We start from the raw sequence: 23,554 nt of genomic DNA on the forward strand, positions 1-23,554 counted from the left end.
GGCACAGCCGGACAATAAATAGAACGTTTAAAATTTCATTATGAAAACACTTTTACCTGTATTTAAAACAAAATTAATAATAAGCGTGCGTCAGGTTTTTGCGCCGCTATTATTGTTAATTTTCCTGTGCGTTGGTAGCAGTAGCCAGGCACAAGTTCATTATACTACCACAGGTAGTGCCACCACAACGGAGGTTAATGATGGATTGAGTAGCGTTAATTATAATGGCACAGGTGCCGCTGCAATTATAAGCTCGCTTGTAGGAGCACCAACCGCTACAGCGATAGATTATACCGGTAACCGCGCATTTGTATATGACAATACAAGCGGAGTAAAACAAATTAAGGTTATATCCCTTACCACTAAAGCAGTTACAGGCACTATAACTGTACCGGATGTTTTAACAGCTATGCGTTACGATGCTGCGAGTGATTATATTTATTATTTAACTACATCCGGAGCAAATACATTAGCCACAAATGATGCATTGAGAAAAGTACAGCCAAATGGCACTAACGATGTGGCTGTGGTTACTTCTATAGCCAATACGCCCATAGGCCTGGCACTTGATTTGGCGCATAATGTTGTTTATGTACTTGATAAGTTTGCTTCAGCGAATGCTATCAAAAAAGTTGATTTTACTACCCCTGCGACTCCTGTTATTGTTACGGTTTTGTCACAAAGTAAATCGATAAATGGGTTGGACTATAACCCGAATGACGGAAATATTTATTTTTTGCAAGCTGACGCCGCTGGTTTTACATCAAAAGGTGCCGATGATGCTATTTTGAAAATAAGCGGAAGCGCGGTTTCTGGAACACCCACAGTTATTGCAAGTTCAATAGGCTATCAGCCTTCTGTGTTTGCACTTGACGCTGGTAATGAGAGAGTATTTTTCTATGATGGATCAACATCCGCAAGTGCTTTGGCAAGAGAAATAAGGCCAGTATCATTCACAGGAGTAGTTGGCAGCGCAATTGTGAGTTTCGCTTTGGGCACCTCAACAATTTCGATATCAGCTTTAAACGCACCCAGGCCTGCAGTAACATCAACAGCGGCTATCACAACCTTCTCATCTGGGTCGGCAACATTAGGCGGGCAGGTAACACGCAGCGATATTAGTGTTACGGAGCGTGGTATCTTATATAGTTCTACCAACCAAACACCAACAATAGGCGGCAGTGGTGTTACAAAATCAGCTATTGGCAGCGGTAATGGCGCTTTCTCCGGAAGCATAACCGGGCTGTCAAGTTCAACTACTTACTATGTACGCGCATATGGAACAAGTACTGCGGGTACAGGTTATGGCGATGTGGTTTCTTTTTCAACACTATCAAATGATGCCACACTTTCGGGACTTAGTTTAAGCAGTGGTTCATTAAGCCCAACATTTGCTTCGGCTACTACTTCTTATACAGCCTCGGTACCAAACAGCACAACAACAATTGCCATTACACCAACACGCAACCAGGCCAACGCTACTATCAAAGTTAACCTCACCATTGTATCATCAGGCTCGGCATCTGCCGATTTTAATTTAAATGTAGGCGATAATGCCCAACACATTGTGGTAACCGCACAAGATGGTTCAACTAAAACTTATACAGTAACCGTGAACCGGGCTAAAGCCGCACAAACCATTACCTTTGCTTCAACAGCCTCAAAAACATATGGCGATGCAGACTATGCGCCAGGTGCAACAGCCAGCAGCGGTTTAACTGTTAGCTATAGCAGCGATAATACAGCTGTGGCAACGATAGTGAGTGGTAAGATTCACATTGTTGCGCCTGGTATTGCCAATATTACAGCCTCGCAGGCGGGCGATGCCAGTAATCTGGCCGCCACCAGTGTAGTGCAGGCATTAACTGTAGGTAAGGCTTCAATAACGGTAACTGCAAATGCTGCAAGTAAAATTTATGGCGATGCCGACCCATCGTTAACTTATTCAATTACCACGGGGGCATTGGCAGGCAGCGATGCTTTCACAGGTGCGTTAACACGCGATGCGGGCACTAATATTGGTACCTATAATATCACCCAGGGAACGCTGGCGTTAAGCGCCAGCAAATACACGCTCTCGTTTGTAACCGGTGTTTTAACTGTTAATAAGCGGGCCATTAGTATTCAGCCCGCACCTGCAAGTAAATCTTATGGTGATGTCGATCCCGGCTTCCCTTATTATTATAGAGTGGGCTCGTTAGCAAGTGGCGATGGGATGGCAGGTTCATACGTGCGCGATCCCGGCGAAACCCCGGGTACATATGTGCTAAGTATAGGAACTAAACACCCCGTTAACACCACGACCGGTGTAGACCAAACCAATAACTATGTTATTACCTATATTCCAGAGTATTTAACCATCACCAAAAGAGCCATAACCTTACAGCCTGCACCAGCCACTAAAGTTTACGGCGATGCGGATCCTGGCTTCCCGTATTATTACCGGGTGGGGTCGCTTGCGCCAGGCGAAGGTATGACTGGTACATTTGGCAGACAGGCCGGCGAAGATGTGGGCACTTATGTGCTAAATCTTGGTACCAAACGCCCCGCAAATGCCACAACAGGTGTTTTTACAGATCAATATTATACCATATCGTTTATACCCGACAATCTTACTATTACCAAAAAAACCGTTAATGTAAGCGCAAATGTGCAAAGTAAAACCTATGGTGATGCTGATCCGGTGTTAACCTATGCCGCTGATGCACTTGGTTTTAGCGATACCTTTAGCGGGGCGCTCACACGTGCAGCCGGCGAAAGTAACGGCACTTATGTCATTAGCCAGGGAACGCTTACTTTAAACACCACAAACTATAACCTTAATTTTACAGGCTCGAATTTAACTATAGGCAAAAAAATAATTAATGTTACTGCCGCTGCCCAAAACAAAACCTATGGCGACGCTGATCCGGCCTTAACCTATACCGCCGATGCACTTACAAGCGGCGATAGCTTTACAGGGGCATTAACCCGTGCGGCAGGCGAGGCAGCCGGTAGTTACGCCATTAGCCAGGGAAGCCTTGCCTTAAATAATAACTATACTTTAAATTTTACAGGCAATAGCTTAACTATCGGTAAAAAAGTAATAAATGTAACAGCAAACGCGCAAAGCAAAGCGTATGGCGATGCCGATCCGGCTTTAACCTATACCGCCGATGCATTACTGGGTGGCGATGTCTTCAGTGGTTCGTTAACCCGCGACGCGGGTGAGTTTGCAGGCAGCTACAACATCAACCAGGGTAGCCTCACATTAAATGATAATTACGCTTTAAACTTTGCAGGCAACAGTTTAACAATTAATAAAATTGCTTTAAGTTACGTAGCAACCCCGGTAACTAAAACCTACCTGGCACCCAACCCGGCCTTTACCGGTACCGTAACGGGTTTCATCAACGGTGATACACAAGCAACGGCCACCACTGGTACATTAAGCTTTACATCAACAGCAACGGATTCAAGTCCGCAGGGAAACTATCCTATTAATGGCTCGGGTTTAAGCGCCAATAATTACAGCTTTGTACAATCGCCTGCAAATGGTTCGGCATTAACTATTGTTTTATCTACCGACGCGGCTTTATCAAACCTATCCGTTTCACAGGGAACGTTAAACACCACTTTCGATGCCGCAACATATCAATACTCGGTAAATGTAGATCATAGCACTACATCAATTGACCTTACGGCGGTGGTTCATCAGGCCAATGCCACAATGCTTATTAACGGTATGGCGCTAACGTCAGGTTCGGCAATTACCTTGCCTTTAAATGCCGGCGACAATTACTTTACCACGGTTGTAACTGCCCAGGATGGCACCACTACAAAAAGTTACCTGGTAACTGTAAACAGGGCGCTTTCTACAAACGCGCTGCTAAGTAGCATCATCACAAGCGGTGTTACATTTAATCCATCGTTTGATCCTAATACAACAACGTATACGGCTGCTGTAAGTAATCTTGTTACCGGTACCGATATTACTGCAACAGCTGCTGATGCTGACGCAAATGCACAAATAGGTCCCTTCAAAATAACAGCAACCACGGCTTATCATTTTTCCTTAAATGTTGGCGACAATCCCATTAGTGTTGACGGGGTGGCCCAAAACGGCGATATCAAACATTATAACATCACCATAAACAGGGCGCCATCATCAGATGCCAGTTTATCGTCACTTAATACTACTGTATTAACGTTTAATGAGCCGTTTAGCAGTACTACGTATAATTATACCGCAACAGTAGCCAACAATGTATCGCAGTTTAACTTTGTGCCTGTTGGTACAAACAACGCTGCTGTTATTACATTTAACGGTAACCCGGTAAATTATTTAGGCGCTACGCCGACAATTAACTATGGCGTTAACACTTACAATATTGTAGTTACATCTGAAGATGGCACTGCAACACATACCTATACCATAACAGTAACCCGTACGCTATCGTCAGATAATAACCTGTCTACACTTTCTATTCCGTTCGCTACTACCATCAATGAACCGTTTGATCCAGCCGTATTAAATTATACCGCCGACCTGGCCGATTCGACCATCACTGGTTTGCCGCTTACCGCTTACTCTTACGATCCAAACGCCAGCATGAAAATAAATGGCACTGCTGTAACCAGGTTTGCCAATTATACCATGACTTTACAAGGGGGGGCAAATACCTTTAATATAGTAGTTACACCACAAGATAACAGCGCTACAAAAACGTATACGCTGGTGCTTACACGCGCAGGCATGCCACCGCCACTATTGTCGCCTGATGCCAGTTTGGTAGCACTTGCCATTTCGGGAACAGGCTATTCACATAATTTCAATTTCGCTTTTGACGCGCTTACACCACTTAACGTTGCCAATAAAGTTACCGGCGTAAGGCTTTCGCCTGTAACCGGCAATGCTGGCGCAACAATTACCGTTAACAATGTTGTTGTAACCCAGAACAATTCCACCAGTTTGCTGCCATTAAATTTAGGTGATAATACCTTTGATATTGTGGTAACCGCAGCTGATGGCATTCACCAAACTACAAATACCCTGCACATAAACAGGTTACCGTTTGCTGATATCAGCCTCGCATCATTAGCTATAGATGCCGGTACCCTGAACCCCGCTTTTGTTGGCACAACATTTACTTATTCTGCGTCTGTCCCTTACAGCGTCAGCATTTTAAACCTAACTCCGGTTGCCAATGCTGCCGATGCAACGGTTGCAATAGGGGCCACAACCATTAGCGCAGGTGCACCAAGCGCAAGTGTTCCGCTTAACGTAGGGCTGCCAAACCGTATAAGAGTTACGGTAACCGCTGCAGACGGTGTAAATACCCAGAATTATACAGTAAATGTAACCCGTTTAGCTCCCGATGCTACGCTGACCTCGCTAACGCTTAGCAGTGGCGCCCTGAGCCCGGCTTTCGATGGCACAAACACTACGTATACTGCTTCGGTAGGGGGTAACATTGGTAGTGTGGTAATCACGCCAACTGCTAAAGATCCTGGTGCAGCAGTAACCATTAATGGTTCACTAATTGGCACGTCGGCAACCGTACCTTTGATTGCAGGCGACAACAGTTTTACTATAGTTGTAACGGCCGGGGATGCTAACAGCGGTATTGTTACAAAAACATATAATGTAACAATAAACAGGCCTTCTGCAGGATCAAATGTCACACTTACCAGTCTAACTACCAGCAGCCCGCTGAGCCCTGCATTTTCTGCAGGAATTAGCAACTATACTGCGGCAGTAAATAATGTAACCACTACTTATACGCTAATCCCGGTTGTAAATGATGCTAATGCCACGGTTAAAGTAAATGGCAAGGCGTTAGTCTCAGGTAAAGCTGTAATAAACCTGGTTCCTGGCAATAATGTTATAACAACCACCATAACAGGTACGGACGGCACAACTACAAACGATTATGTGATTGTGGTTAACAAAAGTACGTTGTCCAGCGATATCACGATGTCACTTGGGATGAGCCCTTCAGCGAGTTTTACGCGGATAGCAAGCAGTGCAGACGGTACACTTAATTATACTACATCGGTACCATCAGGAACCACTACCGTTATGATGCTGCCGAAAGCTGTCGATCCGAGTGCAGTTATTACGGTTGAAGGGGTTCCTGTTACAAGTGGTAGCTTATCGCAGGCAATAACGCTAAATGCAACAGGAGCAACCATCATCCATGCGCAGATTACCGGAGGGGATGGCATCACCACCAATAGCTACAGCATAGCAGTAAGCAGGAACGGCTCAAGCGATGCCGGCGCAACTTTTGCCATGAATCCGGCAGCTTCGTTTGTAGCAGTTACGGGCACGGCTAATTATAACTATACAACATCGGTACCGGTTGAGACAACCAGTGTTAGCATTGTTCCTAAAGCAAGCAATTCAAATGCGATTATCAAAGTAAACGGAACAATTGTAACCAGCGGTAGCACCTCCGGGCCAATCGCCCTGAATGCCACCGGTTCTACTAATATAGCGATGACGGTTACCGCACAGGATGGTACTTTACGTACTTACAACATAGGGGTGAGTAAAAATGGCTCGAGCGATATCACGATGTCACTTGGGATGAGCCCTTCAGCGAGTTTTACGCGGATAGCAAGCAGTGCAGACGGTACACTTAATTATACTACATCGGTACCATCAGGAACCACTACCGTTATGATGCTGCCGAAAGCTGTCGATCCGAGTGCAGTTATTACGGTTGAAGGGGTTCCTGTTACAAGTGGTAGCTTATCGCAGGCAATAACGCTAAATGCAACAGGAGCAACCATCATCCATGCGCAGATTACCGGAGGGGATGGCATCACCACCAATACTTACAGCATAGCAGTAAGCAGGAACGGCTCAAGCGATGCCGGCGCAACTTTTGCCATGAATCCGGCAGCTTCGTTTGTAGCAGTTACGGGCACGGCTAATTATAACTATACAACATCGGTACCGGTTGAGACAACCAGTGTTAGCATTGTTCCTAAAGCAAGCAATTCAGATGCGATTATCAAAGTAAACGGAACAATTGTAACCAGCGGTAGCACCTCCGGGCCAATCGCCCTGAATGCCACCGGTTCTACTAATATAGCGATGACGGTTACCGCACAGGATGGTACTTTACGTACTTACAACATAGGGGTGAGTAAAAATGGCTCGAGCGATATCACGATGTCACTTGGGATGAGCCCTTCAGCGAGTTTTACGCGGATAGCAAGCAGTGCAGACGGTACACTTAATTATACTACATCGGTACCATCAGGAACCACTACCGTTATGATGCTGCCGAAAGCTGTCGATCCGAGTGCAGTTATTACGGTTGAAGGGGTTCCTGTTACAAGTGGTAGCTTATCACAGGCAATAACGCTAAATGCAACAGGAGCAACCATCGTCCATGCGCAGATTACCGGAGGGGATGGGATAACCACCAATACCTACAGCATAGCAGTAAGCAGGAACGGATCAAGTGATGCCGGCGCAACTTTTGCCATGAATCCGGCAGCTTCGTTTGTAACAGTTACGGGCACGGCTAATTATAACTATACAACATCGGTACCGGTTGAGACAACCAGTGTTAGCATTGTTCCTAAAGCAAGCAATTCAAATGCGATTATCAAAGTAAACGGAACAATTGTAACCAGCGGTAGCACCTCCGGGCCAATCGCCCTGAATGCCACCGGTTCTACTAATATAGCGATGACGGTTACCGCACAGGATGGTACTTTACGTACTTACAACATAGGGGTGAGTAAAAATGGCTCGAGCGATATCACGATGTCACTTGGGATGAGCCCTTCAGCGAGTTTTACGCGGATAGCAAGCAGTGCAGACGGTACACTTAATTATACTACATCGGTACCATCAGGAACCACTACCGTTATGATGCTGCCGAAAGCTGTCGATCCGAGTGCAGTTATTACGGTTGAAGGGATTCCTGTTACAAGTGGTAGCTTATCGCAGGCAATAACGCTAAATGCAACAGGAGCAACCATCGTCCATGCGCAGATTACCGGAGGGGATGGCATCACCACCAATACTTACAGCATAGCAGTAAGCAGGAACGGCTCAAGCGATGCCGGCGCAACTTTTGCCATGAATCCGGCAGCTTCGTTTGTAGCAGTTACGGGCACGGCTAATTATAACTATACAACATCGGTACCGGTTGAGACAACCAGTGTTAGCATTGTTCCTAAAGCAAGCAATTCAGATGCGATTATCAAAGTAAACGGAACAATTGTAACCAGCGGTAGCACCTCCGGGCCAATCGCCCTGAATGCCACCGGTTCTACTAATATAGCGATGACGGTTACCGCACAGGATGGTACTTTACGTACTTACAACATAGGGGTGAGTAAAAATGGCTCGAGCGATATCACGATGTCACTTGGGATGAGCCCTTCAGCGAGTTTTACGCGGATAGCAAGCAGTGCAGACGGTACACTTAATTATACTACATCGGTACCATCAGGAACCACTACCGTTATGATGCTGCCGAAAGCTGTCGATCCGAGTGCAGTTATTACGGTTGAAGGGGTTCCTGTTACAAGTGGTAGCTTATCACAGGCAATAACGCTAAATGCAACAGGAGCAACCATCATCCATGCGCAGATTACCGGAGGGGATGGCGTTACCACCAATACTTACAGCATAGCAGTGAGCAAAAATATCCCAGTTCCATCGCTCTTTACTACTGTTGTTACTGGTGTTGCCACCAAATCAAACGATATCAATTCACCAGGCCTCACCGTTCATCAGGCCTTGTCGCCAAACAGCGATGGTATTAACGATGTGTTCACCATTGATGGTATTGAAAATTATGCCGATAATCGCCTAAGCATCATGAATGCCGGCGGGGCATTGGTATATGATGTAAAAGGCTATGGAAGTAATGGTAACTTGTTTGATGGTCACTCTAACAAGAATGGGGTGATGCAGAAGCCGGGTACATACTATTACTCATTAGAGTACAAGGATGGTAATGAAACCAAACGCAAAACAGGTTATATAATCCTGAAATATTAACAGAGAAAGTATAGCCCCGTTAGGGGATTACACTAAATCCTGGTTGCTGATAGGAATAAGTAACCAGGATTTACCGTAAATAACCTGCTGTAACAGGGCAAAAATAGCCTGTTAAAAGCGCCAAATCAGGCTGATAAACACCATGGATAAGTTAATAATTCGGCCTATCATTACTAAGTTTTTCATAAGCTGGTTTTTGCCGAAAATAGTTTGGCAAACTGCTCATGGCCAAACTATAATACTATCCTTTTAAACGATAACCAGGATTACAAAAAATGTTCATCAAAAAAAATATACTAAAGCTATGCATGGTACTTGCATTTATAACATATGGCAAGGCTTTCGCACAGCAACAAATTTACAACTACAGCCAATATGCAGATAACCTTACCGCGGTTAACCCGGCATATTCAATACTTGATAAGGCGGGTTCTGTAAGCGTACTGGGGCGTAAACAATTTATAGGCATAGATGGTGCGCCAAGCAGCCTCATGCTGAATGCCATTTTTCCTATAGAATCTATCAACGGCGCGGCCGGTGTGTATGTACTGAATGACCAGGCTGCAGTAGAGAAACAAATTGAGGCTAACGTTTTTTTTGCTAAGGGTGTGCAGCTTACCCAAACTGATTACCTGGCTGTAGCGTTAAATTTAGGGGTGCGTAACTATGTGGGCAACTATTCACAACTGGATGCCACCGACCCACAGTTTATGAATGATGTGCGCGAAACAAAGCCCAACATTGGTTTCGGGGTAATGTTGTATAGCACTAATTACTATTTGGGCTTATCGGTTCCCGAGCTTACCATCCGTAGCCTGGGCACGGCATCCCAACAGCAGGCCAATTACCTGCGCACACATTATTATTTTACAGGGGCCTACCTGGCCGACGTAAGCGACGATGTAAAGGTTAAGCCGGCCACGCTGGTTAGCTATGTAAACGGATCGCCGGTTTTGGCAAATATTTCGGGCACATTGTACCTTAAAGAACAATTGGGTATAGGCTTAAATTACCGTACTGATAAAAAAGCGGCGGCTATGTTATCGGTAATTGGTAAAGCATTCAGGGTAGGGTATAGCTACCAGTTTGGCACATCATCAAATAACCTGGGCGGTGTTAATATCACCACCCATGAAGTAAGCATAAGTTACCGGTTTGGAAATGTAACCGGCAATAAATTATTATAAACCAGAACATCAAAGTACAATTTTAAAACCTGTTAATAGCCTTTAAAAAGCTAAGCAGGAAAACTTTGCCCTTTTTTTGATAAAACCAACAGGCGGATACCGAAAAGCCTTAAAAGAGTAGGTGCAAAAAACAACCTAAAAACTATACCATGGCAACTCCTATCAAACGATTAATTCAATCAGAGCAGCAGCATATGCTACTTTTGTTTCTGCCCTTAAAAGACAATTCGGCCGACAAAGTACAGCATGTTTTAACAACCCTTAAACAGGCAACTGTGCCGGTTAACGATATGCGGGCTTCAACAGGCGTTCACTTTTCTATGTTTTATCATTTGCCTAAAGGGCAGTCGGCAGGCCTGCCTATACCAAGTTTTCAGGCTATGGACGATAGAGGCTTGTTTGTTGTACAGGCAATTTACGATGCCGATTTTGAACCTTATATCAAATCATTTGTCGACAACGATTTTATTGCCGGTTTACTTGACGCTATCATAGGCGAATTGAACGAAGATGGTATTGTAGAACCTACCGATCCAACTTCGGCCGCCCGTATTATCGAAAAAGGTGGTGTTAAAAATAGCCCGGCTGCATTTAATTGTTTATTAATGCGGTATAATTTTTCTGATCCAACAATTCCTGCCGCTACAAAGCCCAAACTTGGGCAAAAGTTTATTCTCAATTATACTTTCCCTGGCTTAACCATAGGCAAAATATTGGCAAACTATCCCGATGCCCAGGTACTGTGGCCATCAAAGCCGGAGGATATTGAGTTTGATCCGTCAGATCCACCTTCTGAGTGTTAAGTTATTATTGGGCCCTGCGTTAAGCGGGGCCTCACTTAAAAACCTATTTTATCATGACGAATTTAAATCAGGACGAGATTGATACCCTTATCGAACCCGTTCCCAACTTTAACGACATACAAGGCTTAATACTCCGCGGTTATAATTTCCCTTATATCCGTTACATTGTATTTAAAATAAACGATAGAGAGGGGGCGCAGTATTTTTGTAAAAAACTGCTGCCAGGTAGTAACGGATTGCTTAATGTTACCACCGCCATTTCGTGGAGGCCAGGGTACAAACCAGATTATTGCTTAAATATTGGCTTTACGGCCCAGGGCCTTAAAATATTAATTGATAAGGATCCGCAAAAACCAGTGAATTTTAACAAAGTTAGCGGAGATAGCTTTGAGTTTTTTAATTCATTTAAATTCGGCGCTGTAAAACTTGCTGATAGCCTTGGCGATATTGGTAATAGCGCACCCGATTTATGGTGGCAAAGATCTGAAGGATGGCTTAATAGCGAAGTACCGCCGCTTGCTGATGGGTCAGACCTGCATATACAGATCAGTATTTTTGCCCATAACAGCCAAAGCCTTGAAAGCTATTATCAAAACCTTTTAACAATGATTCCCGCCGGTACTCATGGGCCGGCCGTTACCGCTGTGTTTTTTAAAGATTCGGAACCATTACCCAAGGGCGATGATTATATTCATTTTGGTTATAAGGATAGCTTTTCGCAGCCCCGGCTTAACACGGTACCCTGGAATATTAAAGACGAACGTTTGTTATCGGGCAAAGGTGGTATCGACGACAGGAAAATTGTGCCTACTGATCAATTTGTTATCAATATCAAAAAATATCCAAAGGAAGGCCCACCTACAATATTTGACCCCCACCCCTTGCTTGAAAACGGGAGTTTCGCGGCTTTTAGATTATTATACCAGGATGTTAAGGCCTTTAATAAATTTATTAATAAGCCCCCGGAAGGCGGAAAACCCGGGGATGCAAACCCCGAATTGGTAGCTGCCAAAATGTGCGGCCGATGGTTTGACGGAACGCCCCTGGTAGTATCGCCTCATAAACCCAATCCAGATCTGAAAGATTTTGATTTTACCAATTTTAACTACATCAATGCTACTCCTAACCAAAAAGGTGATGGCGACAATGACGATCTGGGTCGGCTATGCCCATACGCCGCCCACATCAGGCGTACTAACCCAAGGGACGATACTAAAGTAGTTGGAAATAAAGATGACGATGGCAAGCCAAATTATGCCAAAGGGCGCCGCATTATGCGCCGGGCCGGCCCTTATGGCCCCGACTATGTTGAAAATGAACCGGAGGGCATTCAAAGGGGTTTAGTTGGCCTGTTTATTTGCGCCAACTTAACCGACCAGTTTGTATTTATCATGAAAATGTGGATAAACCGCGGCGGTTTCAGGCCAGGTTATGATAGCCCTAATGCAAGCGGCGTCGACCCGTTATTTGGGCCGGCTAAAGAAACAGATTCAAAGGACTTTTATTTCCTGCCCGAGGATGAAACCGATAAAAAATATATAGAAATGACTGGCCTGGAGCGTTTTATCCGTACTGATGGCAGCTTGCTTTTGTTTTTGCCCGGAATAAAAGCACTTGAAGATATATCAAATGGAATAATACCAACTAAGCCACAATTATAACCTAAAAAACTTAACCATGAAAAGTACCTTACTATTTACGCATGACGACCGGCTGAAAAATCGCCCGGTTTCATTTAAAGAAGTTGATGAACAGGCCTTGCACGCTATTGTACAGGCTGCTGTTAATGTCGAGTTGTTTACCATTCCATTGTACATGACCTCGTTATACTCCCTGCAGGGGATGCATGAGATAAACAGCAAAGGCAATAACTTTTACCTGGGCCGTACCTGGCCAGGTATGGCGGCAACGGCCAAACCTGCAACCGCAAATGAAAAAGCATTTAATGCTGTTTTTAGTGTTTTTGTTGCCGAAATGCTGCACCTGCAAATTGTATCAAACCTGGCCAAAGTGGTTGGCTACGACCCTAAGTTTACCTGCGAGCCCTTACAGGACGAGGAAACCTACGCCTGGAAATGCTATGGCGATGATAAAACCATATTGCCGCACATCCTTGATTTTAAAGATTGCGTTGCGCCATTTGACAAAGTAAAAGTTAAAACCGGGGCAATGAATAAAGAGCAGGTACGCTTGTTTTTAGCCATTGAGCAAACCGAAACTGATGCCGAAAAAGTAATTAACCCCGATAAAATTGACAAATACAGCAAGAAAGCACCTTTTGATAGCTGGAAACCTGGCACCGATTTGCCTTTGTTTGGATCGATAGGGAACATGTACCTGCAATTGTGGAATTACCTGTCAATATCTTATACCGATGGCGTAACCCTTTGGGATATTGTTTTTGAAAAAGGAAAGGGCGGAGGAGATGTAGCCGTACAAAAGGAAATTTTTAATCCGGAGAGGCTCGACCCTAAAACGGAACCAGATCCGAAAAATCCGGGCGATGATGAATACCCCGGTATTGCTACCAGTATCCAGAATACCGAATCGGAAGCGGCCCTGTTGGATGCCATGAACATGATTAACGGCATTACCGACCAGGGTGAAGGCGGCGGTGTAATTAAACAAATCCTGGATAGGATGAATAAAAGCAAGGGCGCGCATCAGCATGTTAACCTGAGCGCCGTGCAAGACCAGTTTAGGCCAAGCTGCCCGGTTTTGAAGAATAAATATCCCTCATATACCGCTACCGGTGCCGATGCGCCATCGGCCAAAGCCGATGCCCGCGACACATTTGGAAAAATGGATCATTATGAAACTTTTGCCTTTGTTATGAATTTGCTGATGGAGGGACAGATTGAAACCTGGGACCAATGGCATGCCAAAGGCAATTCATGGTCGGCCACATCCTTACAAACCGCAGCTTATGATCCTTCGCACAATCCGCAGCTGCCTGCTTCGGGCGATATTGCCGGTGCTTTAAACAGGTTAAAGCTTAATGATGCCGATGCTAAAAACTTTGAACTGTTTAGCCGCGCCTCTACCGGTGCCATAGCCGGTGTAACCAAAGTACTTAACGATTATTTTAAAAACCCTAAAACACAATTCCCTTACCCATCAATGGGCGGTTCGGGCGATAGAATGTCCATCTGCTGGGCTGTTTTTGGCAAGGCGCCGGATATCAGCCTTGGCATAACTTCACCGCATGACAAACCAATAGACCGTACCCAGCACCTTTACCATGCCTGCCAGGGAATGAGCCTGGATGATGTGTTGAAAGATAACCCGGAAACCTGCGCGACAACAGCAATATATCATACCTGCAAAGGATCAAACGACTGTAAAACCGAGGGCGGTTGCGGCTTTGTTCAGAAAACTACAGGCGGCGGGCTGTGTGGGGGCAAGGCTACTGCGTTTTATAAAACACAACCCGGATGGCCTGCTGCAAACGCTTTGCCTTTTAGCCCGCCGGCAGATAATGCCTGTAAAGCTTTGGGTGGCTGCGCTGTGCCTATTTCGGCATCACAAATGTACCCTGCCGTAAAAGATGGAGAAGAGTACCGCATGCAACTGTATGATTTTGGCAGCAAGCCCGATTTTAAGCCAAAATCATTCGGTATACTTGATTATGAAAAAGGCGAACTGGTTTATGATGTGGCCTGGAAAGCTTATAGGGCAGTTTTAGAGAAGAGGGGATTACCCGTACCCGAAAAACCAAAACCAAGTGATTTGCGTTTGGCCTTCCCGCCATCAACCTAAACAAAATTGTTTATGAATAATAGCACTTTACCACGCCTGGGCCTGCCAAATTTGGGCCTTGGCGTGGGTTTACGAAACAAGCATTTTAATTACCTGCTGCACAACCCGGCCCAGGTAGACTGGTTCGAGATCATCAGCGAAAACTTTATGGATGATTTTGGCTTTGCCCGCCATGTGCTGATGCACGTACGTAAACAGGTACCTGTGGTAATGCACGGGGTATCATTATCTGTTGGCAGTACCGATCCGATTAACTTTAAATATCTTGAAAAACTGAAGGCATTAGCCGAAGCCATCGAACCGGAATGGATCTCGGACCATTTATGCTGGACGGGTGTTGCCTACACCAATACGCACGATTTGCTGCCAATGCCCATGACCCAGGAAAGCCTGGCCCATGTTTGCGAACGCGTAATGCGCATACAGGATTATTTAAAACGACCGCTTATATTAGAAAATCCATCTACTTATTTGCAATTTAAAGCATCAACCATATCTGAGTGGGGCTTTTTATCGTCATTGGCTACTACAACAGGCTGCGGGCTATTGCTTGATGTTAACAATGTATTTGTATCGGCAACAAACCACGGTTTTAACGCGCCAAATTATATCAACAACCTGCCGCATCAGCATATTGTACAAATGCACATTGCCGGCCCTACCGATTGCGGCGATTTGCTGATAGATACCCATGACCAGCCTGTGCCATCACAGGTTTGGGAACTGTACGCGCAAGCACAAAGACTTACTGGTGGAGTGAGCACCCTGTTGGAGTGGGACGCCAAAATTCCCGATTATCCTGATTTGCTGATTGAACTTTACAAAGCCCGCGAAGCTTTAAAAGGAAATATTCCTGTTCAGGGTGTTAATAAATCGGAACATCAGCCTGTATCAAACCCGGTTGAATTTCAATTACTGGCGGCAAATGGCTAAAGATCAAAAACTGGCATTACTGCAAAACTGGATCAAAACCGTAGTGATCACGCCAGGTCACTTGCCTCAAAAACTGGGGCAGGCATGGCATCTGCATGGCCTTGATGAAGCCGATGTGGTGGTTGCCGACGAGGGTACGGCATCGGTTTATACCCGACTGAACGTTTATAGTTCAGGATATTTACTGCGCCTGCTGGAATGCATGTATGCCGATTATGCCATCAGCCGGAAGTTTATGGGCGATGAGGTGTTTGATAGCTTTGCCAAAGCTTACCTTTTATATCACCCATCCACATCGTTTACTTTATATGATCTGGGTGCCGCATTTCCCGGATTCCTGGCCAAAACAAAGCCTCCTGTTATCGCTGGCGATGAGCCGGATGTAGATGATTTTATGAACCTGCCCATAGCATTTGCCAAACTGGAGCGGGCCCGGCAGGAAGCCATACGTGCGCCGGGAACAGAAGGGGCTATTGAACATGATCAGGAGATTAGTATCCAGGATATCCTGTTTGGTGTTGTTAAAATAACTACTCCCGGCTGCCTGCGATTGCTGGAACTGGATTATCCTATGATCTCTTTTTTTACCTCGGTTTACCGGGATGAGGATTATGAACTGCCATCACCTCAAAAAACATTCACTGCTGTAAGCCGTAAAAATTTCAGGGTTACGATGACCGACGTTAGCGAAATACAATATACCCTGCTTTCGTTATGCCAGGCGGGGGATAACCTGTACGATTCCGTAACCGCGACGGCATCATTTAATAAAATACCCTCGTCCGAACTATTGGCCGATGTGTTTCTTTGGATACCCCTGTTCTACAAAAACGGTTTGATTGACTGGGCCTAATGGGCATTAAACGATGTAAACCCAATTAAGCGCTGTTTAAAACAACATCGAAACTGTTTTCTTTGTTGATAAACACTACAAATTTACCCGCTTGCTTTTATATTTCAAAATCGCCCTTTATTCATGCATAAATGAGTGCAAATGAGGTAATTAATTGGTATTTATTTGTAATAAATAGTGTATTTATTGATACAAATAGTACATTTATTAACACAAAAATAAAATGGAGATTTTTTGCAAAAAAATCAACAAAGGCCGGCAAAAAAATAAAGCACGTCGCATTTAAAACTGCACATTTAGCCGCAGCCCTGCTCCCTGGCCGGGATAAAAATTAAACCCAACCGATAAGATAAAAAACATACTTGCCAATGGCTGCCGTTACGGAGCCAACGATATTTATATAAAAAATATGTAGATACATTTAAATTTAATTTTGTGCGGTATATTAGCCGTATCAACCTTATTAATTAATGAAAAAACTTTTAAGTATTGGCTTCGTTTGTTTGTGTCCCATTGTGTTTGCCCAAAAGAAACCTTCTCCGGGCAATTTGGTGCAGTATGTTAACCCTTTTATAGGTACCGGCGCTGTCGATAAGAATAGTTTATCGGGCAGTAATTTTCCCGGTTCAACAGTTCCGTTTGGCTTTGTACAGCTAAGCCCCGATACCCGTGAAGCACCGGATGATCCTGCATCCGGTTATGATTATAACGATAAAACCATCATCGGCTTTAGCCATACCCACCTGAGCGGTACCGGCGTAGCCGATTTGTTTGACGTGCTGATGATGCCAACCACCGGCGCAATTAACCTGGCGCCTGGCAGCGCCGATAAGCCCGGAAGTGGGTATAGTTCTGCCTTTTCGCATAAAGAAGAAACAGCCCGGCCCGGCTACTACCAGGTAATGCTGAAAGACTATAACATCAATGCCGAACTTACCTCAACATCGCACGTAGGTTTGCACCGCTATACTTTTCCTAAAAGTGATGAATCGCATGTGATTATTGATATGGATCATTCGCTTGACAAAAAGCGGGGTTACTGGTCATGCAAAATTGTGAGTGCACAGATACGCGTAATAGACGACCACACCGTTGAAGGTTACCGTGTTTTGAGCGGCTGGGCCAAATTGCGGAAAATTTATTTCCATGCCGAATTTTCGAAACCATTCACCAGTAGTGTATTGGCCAGCGGCAGCCGCCGGTATCCGGATTTGTCAATCATCAACGGCACAAACCTGAAGGCTGCCTTAAACTTTAGCACTAAGGATAAAGAGCAGGTATTGGTAAAAGTAGGCCTGTCGCCTGTAAGTACCGAGAATGCCCGCATGAATATAAAAGCCGAGCTGCCGGGCTGGGATTTTGATAATACCAGCACGCAAAGCAGCCTGCAATGGGAACATGAACTGGCAAAAATTAAAATAGAAGGCACCCTGGAGCAAAAACAAATTTTTTATACGGGCATGTACCATGCCTTTACTCAGCCTAATAATTTGGCCGATGTAAACGGCGATTACCAGGCTACAGATTTAACCATTGCCAATGCGCCGGATAAAACGCATTATTCAACCTTCTCGTTGTGGGATACCTACAGGGCGGCGCACCCTTTGTACACCTTGATTCAACCGGAAAAAACAGCCGGTTTTATTAACAGCATGATGCGCCAGTACGATACATATGGCTACTTACCAATATGGCAACTATGGGGCGATGAAAACTATTGTATGATAGGCAATCACGCCATCCCGGTTATAGTTGACGCAGCTTTGAAAGATATTAAAGGTTTTAACCAGGAGAAGGCTTACGAGGCCGTTAAGGGTTCGTCGATAACAGACCATCCCGGCTCGCCTTTTACTACCTGGGAAAAATACCAGTATATTCCGGAAGATATTGAATCGCAGTCGGTTTCGGTAACGTTGGAGATGGCTTATGATGACTGGTGCGTGGCACAATTAGCCAAAAAATTGGATAAAACCGAAGATTATGACCGCTTCATGAAGCGATCTGAATATTACCGGAACCTATACAATACCAAAACAGGCTTTTTCCAGGCCAAAAAGAAAGATGGCAACTGGCAGGAGCCATTTGATGCGCTGGCTTATGGCGGTAATGGTGGCAGCCCGTATACCGAGGGTAATGCCTGGCAGTACTTTTGGTACGTGCCACAAAACGTATCCGGCTTAATTGATTTAGTAGGGGGGAATACCGCGTTCAACCAAAAGCTCGACCTGTTTTTCTCTACAAAGGATAAACCAGGCGAGGTTAATGGCAATGCATCCGGGTTTATTGGCCAGTATGCACATGGCAACGAGCCAAGCCACCACGTAGCCTACCTGTATGATTATGCCGGCCAGCCATGGAAAACGCAGATGTACGTGGCCAAAGTGCTGAATGAATTGTATAACAACTCATCGTCAGGTTATTCGGGTAATGAAGATTGCGGGCAAATGTCATCATGGTATATATTTAGCGCCATGGGTTTTTACCCGGTTAACCCGGCTAATGGAGTGTATGCAATCGGTTCGCCTATATTAAAAAACGCGCAGATTAACCTGGGAGATGGTACGGTATTCACGGTTGATGTAAAAAACGCGGGCAAGCAAAATGCATATATCCAATCGGTAAAATTAAACGGTAAAAGCTATACCAAAACTTACATTACCCAAAATGATATCACCGGGGGCGGTAAACTCGAATTTGTAATGGGATCTAAACCCAACAAAAACTGGGGCGTTAAACCTACCGATGCGCCTTTGGCGTGGGGGTATTAATTCAAAATTCAAAAGTAAAAATTCAAAAAGAATCTCTCAGACGCTGTCTAAATTTGATTTGCTAATGTTTTTATGCTTCTAATGAATAGACAACAACGTATTCGCATGGCAGCGAAGACTCACCCGGCTACGCTGCGCTGGCCACCCTCTCTTCGGCTTCGCCGGAAAGAGGGGCTTGAAAATTCTTTATTTTTTTTCGATACAATGTATTGATAGTCAACGTTTAATCCCCTATTTCCACCGCAGGTGAAGAGAGGGTGGCGGGCGCAGCCTCGCCGGGTGAGTCTTAACCGTCATGCGATATTCCGCATTCCCGCTCCTACGTTTCGCCAGGTTTTGATTTTAATCATGACCTTCCTTTTCAAATTTAGACAGCTTCTCAGATCAGCATCATCGAAAGCAAAAAGAGAAAGCTTGTTGCGATTTGTATAAAAGCGACCGGCCTCTTATAAAACCTGTTTGCCAGTAAATATTTATACTAAAGCAGCCCTTTGCATTTTTGCAAAGGGCTGCTTTATTGTATTTGTAAATTAATCAAAATCATGGTCAACCGGTGATAAAATAACCCCATGGTGCGCGTTTACTACTCCGTTTGCGTAGCCATTATTATCAACAAACATTTTTTCGTTTTCAATAAAGAAGTGAACTTCGCCTACGTTGAAATTACCTTTTATGTTAACTACACGGTCGGGTTCCTGGGCATGTATTTCGTTTAAGATGTGGCTGGAGAGGCCGTGAAATTCGTGCTTATCCATTTGGTAAACATCAAGTACAGGCTCCTGGTGGCCCGCTTGGAATATTTTGATACGGAAATCGCTTAATTCAACGCGGATGTCTGTTCTGTCGGCAACGGCGTTATCGGTAATATTCAATGCCTTACCATCCGTGGTGGCAATGTGGGCATCAATGCGGAGCGGCTGATTTATATTGCCTTTTTGCTCATTGTAATAAGTTAGTATCCGCAAAAACTCCGTGCTGTTGTTACCATCATTTACGGTAAGCGTGCGTTGTTCGCTTAAAAAGATGGTGGTGCCAAAAATAAATGCATGTTTCATAATTTTATGTGTTGGTTTATTTAGTAAACAAGCTATAAAAACTTAAAAAGTTTTAATGAAAAACACATTGTTACACAATGCCATAAAGCAAAAAAGCTTCCGGCCAACACCGGAAGCTTTTGATATAAAGCGTTCATAAATGTACAATGTTAAAACGCTTGCCGTTCCTCAGTTCATTGTACTTGTTTTAATAAGCTACTTGTCCAATCCGCCCCTTCGCGTAGCCTTGGTTTGTGCAGGCCATTTAACGCCTTCGGTTTTGGTATTGGTTGTTTTTACCGGATCTTCACTGGCCATATAAGCCATTATGGCCGCCAGCATGGCGTTATTCTTCAGGTCATCAAATACTACCTTATCATAAGTATCCCTGTTGGTGTGCCAGGTATATGACCCGTACGACCAATTGAGCGAGCTTAACGAAAAGCCGGGGGCGCCAACTGCTACAAACGAAGCAAAATCAGAGCCGCCGCCACCGGGCTGGCCGGGGAAGTTGGTCTTTATCCTGTTTTTTATTGTATCTGGTACGGCCGCAAGCCACCTGGTTAAGTAATCTTTTGATTCAACAAAACCCTGGCCGCCAATATTAACCACACGGCCGGTGCCATTATCCTGGTTAAACAAGGCCTGCAGGTTTTTTACTATTTCGGGATGGTCTTCAACAAATGCGCGTGATCCATTCAATCCTTCTTCCTCGCTGCCCCAATGGCCCACTAAAATGGTACGTTTTGGGTGAGGGTAATATTTTTTGAGCAGGCGCATTGCTTCCATCATGGTAAGGGTGCCCGTACCGTTATCGGTAGCGCCTGTGCCGCCGTCCCATGAATCAAAATGTGCGCTTAGCATTACATATTCGTCAGGTTTTTCTGTGCCCTTAATTTCGGCAATGGTGTTAAAAGTAGGTACTACACCCAGTTCTTTTGATTCGCAGTGGATGCTGATTTTGGGGCTGCTGCCCGATTCGGTAAGGCGGTAAAGCATTCCGTAATCTTCTAACGCTATATCAACTGTAGGGACTATTTTGGTGTACGCGCCAAAAATTTTATCAACCCCAAAACCTGCCGACCAGTTATTGGTGATAATACCTGCCGCGCCGGCATTTTCAAGTGCAACAGGCAATGTTTTATTGGTAAGCCCGGTTTTGCTGATGCGCTTTTTCCAGGCATCAGTTTGGGCGGCACGTGCGGCTTTCATCCTGTCGAACGAATCTTTGGTGGCAAATTCCGTCCAGTTATAATCGGGCCTACCGGTTGGCTGGCACATAGATATCAGTATAAATTTGCCTTTAACATTGGGCAGCCATTGTTGAAACGCAACAGAATCAGCAAGGTCGGGCAAAATGATCAACTCGGCAGTTACCGTTTTTTTGCCCATGCCGGGGCTCCAGGCCAGTTGGGTACCTTCTAATGATTTTACCCTTGGCGATATCATATCTATATGCGAAACACCACGTTCCCAGCCGCGCCACTCGCCCCATTTTTCGTTGTGGGCCGGTATATTCCAGCTTTTGTATTTGGCCACAGCCCAATCATTGGCCTGTTTCATTTGCGGTGTACCAACTAAACGCGGGCCAATGCCATCAAAAAGCTGATGGGCCAGGCTTTCCAGTTGCGAGTTGCCGGTTTCTTCGGTCACGATGTTGTTGATAACAGGATTGGCAGATTGCGCGTTGGCAACACCACCATAAAGTAAAGCGCCTACAACAATTGGTAGTGCCTTGTACCAAATATTCAGGCCGAAATTCAGGTTAATGTGTTTCATGAACCTAATTTAGAGAAAAGTAGGGAGGCATTGATAATTTATACCTCGCCGGGCTTAATTGCAAACACTTTGTTACATAAGATGTAACGGTTGTGGTTGAACAGGTAACTTAAGCGTGAATTTGAAGCATGTGGTTTCCACCTTTTTGAAACTCGTAATCTACTTTTACCAATTTTAAAACATAGTGTTTTGCAAAGTGGTCTAATACAGTATCGATAACGTGATTTTTTTGTGCATCAAGGTTTAAAACCGGGAAAATTCGTACCTGTTTACAAACACGCAACATTTCCTGTATGGTAGCAATGTGAAAATCGACACCAAGATTGGCATACAAAAGCAAGAAATGCGAACTTAATCCGATATCAAATTGCTGGTCGCGATAAGGTGTTTTATCCGGCATCATATGGGTTACGTAACGGCCTTCATTTTTGCCTTTTTCAAAATCGGCAAGGAAGTTTTTCATCGCGTTCATGCGTATACTAACAAGATCGTCTATCGTTTTGATCTCGTTCCATACAAATTTGTCGTAGTTGGTGGTCATTTGTTCAATAACTTCGGTTTTGGTTTCAATGATGCGTTGTTCTATCTCCGTTTTGGAAAACTGGTAAACAGGATCTATCGAAGTTACGCTTCCTTGCATACGGGTTAGTTCAGCATTAAAGCTTGCCGGCCCGTCACCAACGCTTAAAATGTTAAGATTTACATCGGCGGGAGTTAGGCCGAACATTTTTTGGTATTCCGCTAAGGTACGTCCCCATGGGACTACAGATTTTAAAGTGAACGACATGGAAATGGTTTAAATGAAAAAGCCTGCTAAGTAAGCAGGTCTTAAAGTGTATAAGCGATAAAGAATAATTGAAACTGCTACAATAAATTTATACTGCGCGGTTGCCAATTATTATTTGCTGTTGGTGTCATTTTGATAATAGGTAACAAATATAAGATTTAGTGAGGCTTTTAAAAGTAAGATAACTTTTTTAACAAATAAACGCCAATTGCAATATGTTTGTATATTCAAGAAAATGAAAAAGAGAATCCTTTACCTTATGACCGGATTGACGATGGGCTGCAACAGGCCTGAAAAAGCACAATACACCGCACAATCGCCACATAAAATTATTAAAGAGAATCAAATACGGGCGAATACTATCAGTGTTGATTCATTAGTTTCGCTATATATCCATCATTCCAACAATGAATTGGTAGCTCGGTCGCAAACAGATCTATCGGTGCATGAAGAGGCTTTATTTGACCAGGAAGTAAAAACTGATTCGGCAAACTACCTGGTTTACAACATTGGCCACGACGTTAAAGATGACGACGGCCAAAGGTTTATTAGTGATAGCTGGATTTATGTAGATACCTTGAAAAGAAAGGTTTTTGAATATACGCCAGATGAGAAACTGGTTGAGTGGAAGCATTAAT

Annotated in this window: 12 protein-coding genes; 9 read left to right on the top strand and 3 right to left on the bottom strand. The window is 44.4% G+C overall.

Annotated elements, in window-relative coordinates; genetic code table 11:
* Positions 1 to 40 precede the first annotated feature (40 nt).
* From FSB76_RS28295 to FSB76_RS28335, 8 genes are all read left to right on the top strand, one after another.
* Positions 41 to 9,013: a cadherin-like beta sandwich domain-containing protein gene (locus FSB76_RS28295; protein WP_147059479.1), complete on the top strand. Its 8,973-nt coding sequence runs from the start codon at positions 41 to 43 to the stop codon at positions 9,011 to 9,013.
* 275 nt (positions 9,014 to 9,288) lie between these two features.
* A complete protein-coding gene (locus tag FSB76_RS28300) occupies positions 9,289 to 10,200 on the top strand; it encodes a PorP/SprF family type IX secretion system membrane protein (protein WP_147059481.1) in 912 nt (303 codons plus the stop codon).
* A 149-nt stretch (positions 10,201 to 10,349) separates the two neighbouring features.
* Positions 10,350 to 11,003 carry a hypothetical protein gene (locus FSB76_RS28305; RefSeq protein WP_147059483.1) on the top strand — a complete coding sequence of 218 codons (654 nt, stop codon included), beginning with the start codon at positions 10,350 to 10,352 and terminating at the stop codon, positions 11,001 to 11,003.
* 53 nt (positions 11,004 to 11,056) lie between these two features.
* Entirely contained in the window at positions 11,057 to 12,664 is a 1,608-nt protein-coding gene (locus tag FSB76_RS28310; RefSeq protein WP_147059485.1) for a Dyp-type peroxidase, read from the top strand.
* Positions 12,665 to 12,680: 16 nt separating this feature from the next.
* A complete protein-coding gene (locus tag FSB76_RS28315) occupies positions 12,681 to 14,762 on the top strand; it encodes a ferritin-like domain-containing protein (protein ID WP_147059487.1) in 2,082 nt (693 codons plus the stop codon).
* Between the two features lie 12 nt (positions 14,763 to 14,774).
* The gene (gene bufB / locus FSB76_RS28320) at positions 14,775 to 15,695 is read left to right on the top strand and encodes an MNIO family bufferin maturase (RefSeq protein WP_147059489.1); all 921 of its coding nucleotides are present in this window, start codon (positions 14,775 to 14,777) and stop codon (positions 15,693 to 15,695) included.
* On the top strand, positions 15,688 to 16,548 hold the full coding sequence (locus FSB76_RS28325) for an HvfC/BufC N-terminal domain-containing protein (RefSeq protein ID WP_147059491.1): 861 nt from the start codon (positions 15,688 to 15,690) through the stop codon (positions 16,546 to 16,548). Before bufB ends, FSB76_RS28325 begins: the two co-directional genes overlap by 8 nt.
* Before the next feature lie 470 nt (positions 16,549 to 17,018).
* On the top strand, positions 17,019 to 19,316 hold the full coding sequence (locus FSB76_RS28335; protein ID WP_147059494.1) for a GH92 family glycosyl hydrolase: 2,298 nt from the start codon (positions 17,019 to 17,021) through the stop codon (positions 19,314 to 19,316).
* Between the two features lie 530 nt (positions 19,317 to 19,846).
* On the opposite strand, the gene FSB76_RS28340 is transcribed toward FSB76_RS28335, so the two are convergent.
* From FSB76_RS28340 to FSB76_RS28350, 3 genes are all read right to left on the bottom strand, one after another.
* Positions 19,847 to 20,371 (bottom strand): hypothetical protein, encoded by a 525-nt coding sequence (locus tag FSB76_RS28340; protein WP_147059496.1) that lies wholly within the window; start codon positions 20,369 to 20,371, stop codon positions 19,847 to 19,849.
* Positions 20,372 to 20,566: 195 nt separating this feature from the next.
* Positions 20,567 to 22,129 carry a M20/M25/M40 family metallo-hydrolase gene (locus tag FSB76_RS28345; RefSeq protein WP_147059499.1) on the bottom strand — a complete coding sequence of 521 codons (1,563 nt, stop codon included), beginning with the start codon at positions 22,127 to 22,129 and terminating at the stop codon, positions 20,567 to 20,569.
* A gap of 109 nt (positions 22,130 to 22,238) precedes the next feature.
* Positions 22,239 to 22,916 (bottom strand): SAM-dependent methyltransferase, encoded by a 678-nt coding sequence (locus FSB76_RS28350; RefSeq protein WP_147059501.1) that lies wholly within the window; start codon positions 22,914 to 22,916, stop codon positions 22,239 to 22,241.
* A gap of 235 nt (positions 22,917 to 23,151) precedes the next feature.
* On the opposite strand from FSB76_RS28350, the gene FSB76_RS28355 reads away from it, so the two are divergent.
* Positions 23,152 to 23,553 (top strand): hypothetical protein, encoded by a 402-nt coding sequence (locus tag FSB76_RS28355; RefSeq protein ID WP_147059503.1) that lies wholly within the window; start codon positions 23,152 to 23,154, stop codon positions 23,551 to 23,553.
* The last annotated feature ends 1 nt before the right edge of the window (position 23,554 follow it).

It is taken from the genome of Mucilaginibacter ginsenosidivorax (assembly GCF_007971525.1).
Lineage (GTDB): Bacteria > Bacteroidota > Bacteroidia > Sphingobacteriales > Sphingobacteriaceae > Mucilaginibacter > Mucilaginibacter ginsenosidivorax.